This is a genomic window from Streptomyces sp. W16, assembly GCF_033194735.1.
GTDB lineage: Bacteria > Actinomycetota > Actinomycetes > Streptomycetales > Streptomycetaceae > Streptomyces.
In genome coordinates, this window is record NZ_JAWOAI010000631.1 from 1 (window position 1) to 4,982 (window position 4,982).

2 protein-coding genes are annotated in these 4,982 nt (G+C 74.3%); both read left to right on the forward strand.

Translation table 11 applies throughout. From position 1 onward, the window contains the following. Window positions 1-2,324, forward strand: a 2,324-nt coding sequence (locus R6V09_RS45715; RefSeq protein WP_317887385.1) for a type I polyketide synthase, incomplete at its 5' end; no start/stop codon positions are given. Next, window positions 2,321-4,982: type I polyketide synthase (locus tag R6V09_RS45720; RefSeq protein WP_317887386.1), on the forward strand; the 2,662-nt coding region annotated here is incomplete at its 3' end. The genes R6V09_RS45715 and R6V09_RS45720, both read left to right, overlap by 4 nt.

Here is a 4,982-nt window from a genome sequence, read left to right on the forward strand (position 1 = left end):
AGCGCGACCCCGGCGTACTGGAGCCCTTCGCCCGGCGCCCGCTCGACGCCGGACCGCTGCTGCCCGGCGACGTCCAAGTCGCCGTGCACGCCGCCGGGTTGGGCTTCCGGGACGTGCTCAAGGCCCTGAACGGCTACCCCGTGCGCGAGGACGGCCCGGTGTGGTTCGGCGACGGCTTCAGCGGCGTGGTCACCGCGGTCGGCGCCGCGGTGACCCGCGTACGGCCGGGTGACCGGGTGATGGGCGTCGGCGCGGCATGCATGGCCGGGACCGTACGGACCCCCGCCGCACTGGTGGCACCGGTGCCGGGCGGCTTCACGGACGAGGAGGCCGCGACCTTCCCCGTGGCCTACCTGACCGCGTACTACTCGCTGGTCCACATGGCCGGGCTGACCGCCGGGGAGACCGTACTGATCCACTCCGCCGCCACCGGCACCGGCCTCGCTGCCCTGCACATCGCCAGAACTCTGGGGGCGAACGTGTTGGCCACCGCGGGCAGCGAGACCCGGCGCGCACGCCTCCGGGAACTCGGAGCGGCCGAGGTGTGGGACTCCCGCACCCCCGGCTTCGGCGAGGGCGCGCGGCGCTGGACGGGCGCACGCGGGGTCGACGTGGTCCTCAACTCCCTTGCCGGGTCCGCCGTCGGCGAGAGCCTGGGCGCGCTCGGCAGGTACGGGCGGTTCGTGGAACTGGGCCGGCGGGACATCGAGGACGGTTCCCCGCTGCCGCTCGGTGACTTCAGGCGCGACCTCACCTTCGTTTCGGTGGGCATGGCGCGGGTCTTCCAGGACCGGCCCGAACTCGTCGGGCGGCTGCTGACCGAACTCGCCGCGCTCGCCGACTCCGGTGACCTGCCCGCCCTGCCCACCACGTCCTTCCCGGTGGGCCGGGCCGAGGACGCCTTCCGGCTGATGGCCCGCGCCGGACACGGTGGGGCTGTGGCGGTCACCGTCGTGGGTGCCGATGCAGATGCCGATGCCGGTCTTGGTGCCGGTGCGGGTGCGGGTGCGGCTGCCGGTTCTGGTGTGGGCGCCGATGTGTTCGGCATTGGTGCTGGTGCTGGTGCTGGTGCTCGTGCCGACGTCGGCAGCGGCGGCGACCGGCCCGAGACTGCCGGCGGGGACCGGCCCGATCCTGTCGGCCGGGACCGGGTGTCCGCCCTGGGCGACACGACCTGTCTGGTGACCGGTGGGCTCGGCCGGCTCGGTCTGAAGATCGCGGGACGACTGCTCGCCCGGGGCGCGGGAAGAGTGGCCCTCGTCGGACGCACCGCCCCCGACGAGGAGGTCCGCGCCCGGCTCGCCGCGCTCGACCCCGGCGGCGACCGCGTCACCGTCCACACCGCGGACGTGTCGGACGAGGTCGCCCTGCGGGAACTGCTGGACGAACTGGACCGGTCCGGACCGCCCCTGCGTGGTGTGGTGCACGGCGCGGCCGTCTCGCGGGACGGCATCGCCACCGGGCTGACACAGGAGCGGTTGGCCGACGTCCTCGCCGCGAAGGCGGGCGGCGCCTGGCACCTGCACACCCTCACCGCGGACCGGCCGCTCGACTTCTTCGTGCTGTGCTCCTCGCTCGCCTCCGTGCTCGGCTCGCCGGGCCAGGCGGACTACGCGGCGGCCAACGGGTTCCTGGACGCGCTCGCCCACCAGCGGCACGCCCTGGGACTCCCCGCCACCAGCGTCAACTGGGGCCCCTGGGAGGACTCCGACGAGCGCGCCGCGCGCGGCTCCCGGCACTGGGCGGCACGAGGGATCGCGCCCCTGAGCACCGAGGACGCACTCGACGCCCTGGACCGGATCATCGAGTCGGCACCGACGCAGGCCGCCGTCTTCCAATACCAGGAGGAGGCGGTGGCGGGTCGGTCCGGGCAGGACCGCGCGGATGCCGGGGTACCTGCCGCGGCAGCCGTTCCCCTGACACCCGCCGTCCCCGTGACCGCCGCGGTGGCGCCCGGGACTGTCCGCTCAACTGCCGCCGTACCCGGGCATGTTCGGCCCGGCGCGCCCGCGTCGGACGGTCCGGAGACCGAGCGGGGTGACAACGACCCGGCCGGCGCGGAGGGCTGGCTGCTGACCCAGCTCGCTCTGGTCCTCGGGACCCGACCCGAACGGCTCGACCAGGAAAACCCGTTCCACGAGATGGGCTTCGACTCGCTGATGGCACTTGAACTGAGGAACAGGATCGAACGCCGCTGGAGCGTCAAGCTCCCCGCCACCCTCCTGTGGAGGTACCCGACGCCGGCGGCCCTGGCCGGCCACTTGGAGGAGAAGCTCGCCGAACGCGGCGAGCGGACCGCGGACGCGACGGGGGACCAGTGGTGACCGACGCACAGCAGCCCAACGAGCCGATCGCCGTCGTCGGACTGTCCTGCCGGTTCCCCGGCGGGGACGGCCCCGATGCCTTCTGGGAACTGATCCGGCACGGCGGCGACGCCGTCACCGACGTGCCCCGCGAGCGCACCGGGCCCGGCGCGCTCGCCCGACGCGGCGGCTTCCTCGCCGATCTCGACCGCTTCGACGCGGACTTCTTCGGCGTCCCGGCCGCCGAGGCCGACCGCCTCGACCCGCAGCAGCGGCTCGTCCTGGAGACGGCGTGGGCCGCGCTGGAGGACGCCGGGTTCGACACGGCCGCGCTCGCGGGCAGCCGTACCGGCGTGTTCGTGGGTCTGCACAGCCAGAGCAGTGACTACTACTGGATGCAGGCGGCCAACCCCAACGCCTATACCGGCACCGGCACTTCGCACAACATGGTGGCCGGCCGCCTGGCCTACCTGCTCGACCTGCGCGGGCCCGCACTGGCCGTCGACACCGCGTGCTCCTCCGCGCTGGTGGCCGTGCACCTCGCCATCGGCAGCCTGCGGAGCGGCGAGAGCGACGTCGCCCTGGTCGGCGGTGTCAACCTGGCGCTGACCGACCTGTTCGCGGGCGTCGGCACCCAGATGGGGCTGCTGTCGCCCAGCGGCGCCTGCCGCCCGTTCGACGCCGGGGCCGACGGCATCGTCAGCGGCGAGGGCTGCGGCGTACTCGTCCTCAAGCCGCTGTCCGCCGCCGAGCGCGACGGCGACCGGATCCACGGCGTCCTGCTGGGCTCGGCGGTCGGTCAGGACGGCCACAGCAACGGCCTCACCGCCCCCAACCCGCTGGCCCAGGTTGCCGTCGTCCGCGAGGCCCTGGGCAATGCCGGTCTGACGCCCGACCGCGTCTCCTACGTCGAGGCCCACGGCACCGGCACCCTGCTCGGCGACCCCATCGAACTGGAGGCCCTCGCCGACGTCTTCGCGCCCGGCCCGTTGCCCGCCCTCGGCTCGGTCAAGGCCAACATCGGCCATCTGGAGGGTGCCGCGGGCATCGCCGCACTCATCAAGGTGCTGCTGATGCTGCGGCACTCCGTGATCCCACCCCAGGCCCACTTCTCCCGGCCGAACCCCAACATCGACGCGCCCGGCTACCCGCACTGCGTGCCCAGCGCCCCGCGCGACTGGGACCGCGCGGAGCACCCGAGAACCGCAGGCGTCAGCGCCTTCGGCTGGTCCGGCACCAACGCGCATGTGATCGTCGGCGAGCCCCCCGCCGCACCCCCGGCCACACCCGCCGAAGGGCCGTTGCTGCTCACCGGGTCGACCGCGTCGGAAGCCGCTCTGCGCGAACTCGCCGCCGTCTACGCCGCCGCCCTCCCGTCCGCCGCGTCCGCCGCCGACTTCGCCTTCACCGCCAACACCGGCCGCACCGCACTCCCGCACCGCTTCGCGCTCGCCGCCGAACCAGGCGAACTGGCGGGCCAGCTCGCCGCGTTCGCCACCGGCGCGAGTGCCCCCGCCGTTCACCAGGGCAGGGCCGCTCGCAGGCCCAAGGTTGCGTTCCTCTTCACCGGCCAGGGCGACCACTACGTCGGCATGGGACGCGAACTCCTGCGCACCGCCCCGGTGTTCGCCGCGGAGCTGCGGCGCTGCGCCGAGGTGGCCGCCCGCTGGAGCGAGCCCGGCGCCGTCGAGTCGGTGATCGACGGGACATGCCGGGAGGAGCTGCTCGACGACCCTGTCATCGCCCAACTCGCCCTCGCCTGCCTGCAGATCGCTCTGGCGGCGCACTGGCAGGACCTCGGCATACGGCCGACCGCGGTCCTCGGTCACAGCCTCGGCGAGTACGCCGCCGCACACGTCGCCGGAGTGCTCGGCCTGGAGCACGCGCTGCTGCTCGTCGCCGAACGCGCCCGGCTGATGCGGGAGTTGCCCACCGGCGGCGGGATGACGGCGGTGCACACCGGTCCCGAGGAGACCGCGGAACTCATCGCCGGACTCACCGACCACCTCGGCGTCGGCGCCTACAACGCGCCGCGCACCACGGTGGTGTCCGGCGCGGTCACCGCCCTGGAGACACTGGAGGCCGGGCTCACCGAGCGCGGCATCCGCTTCCGGCGGCTCGCCGTGCCGTACGCCTTCCACTCACGGCTGGTGGAACCGGTGCTGCCCGGGTTCACCGCCGCCACCGCGCGGGTCGAGTACGGTCGCCCGTCGATCCCCATGGTCGCGGCTGCCACCGGGCAGCTGCTGCGCAGGGCCGACCTCGACGAGGGGTACTGGGCCCGGCAGATCCGCGAACCCGTCCGTTTCACCGACGGCATGGCCAGGTTGCTGGAGCGCAACTGCACCACGTTCGTGGAGATCGGCCCGCGCGGCACCCTGGTCGGCATGGGCCGGTCCTCCGCACCTGACGACGACCTGCACTGGATACCCTCGCTGCGACCCGGCCGGCCGGAACAGCACCTGGAGGCCCTCGGCCGGCTCTTCTGCGCCGGTGCGGGCATCAACTGGACCGCCGCCTACCGGGACAGCGCCGCCCACCGCGTGGAACTCCCCGGCTACCCCTTCCAACGCACCTCGCACTGGCTGACGGACCCGACCACCCCGGCGGCCCTGCCACCGGCCGCCCCACCGGCCCGGCCCGAGCCCGGCGCCTACGCCCTCGCCTGGCGTCCGGCCC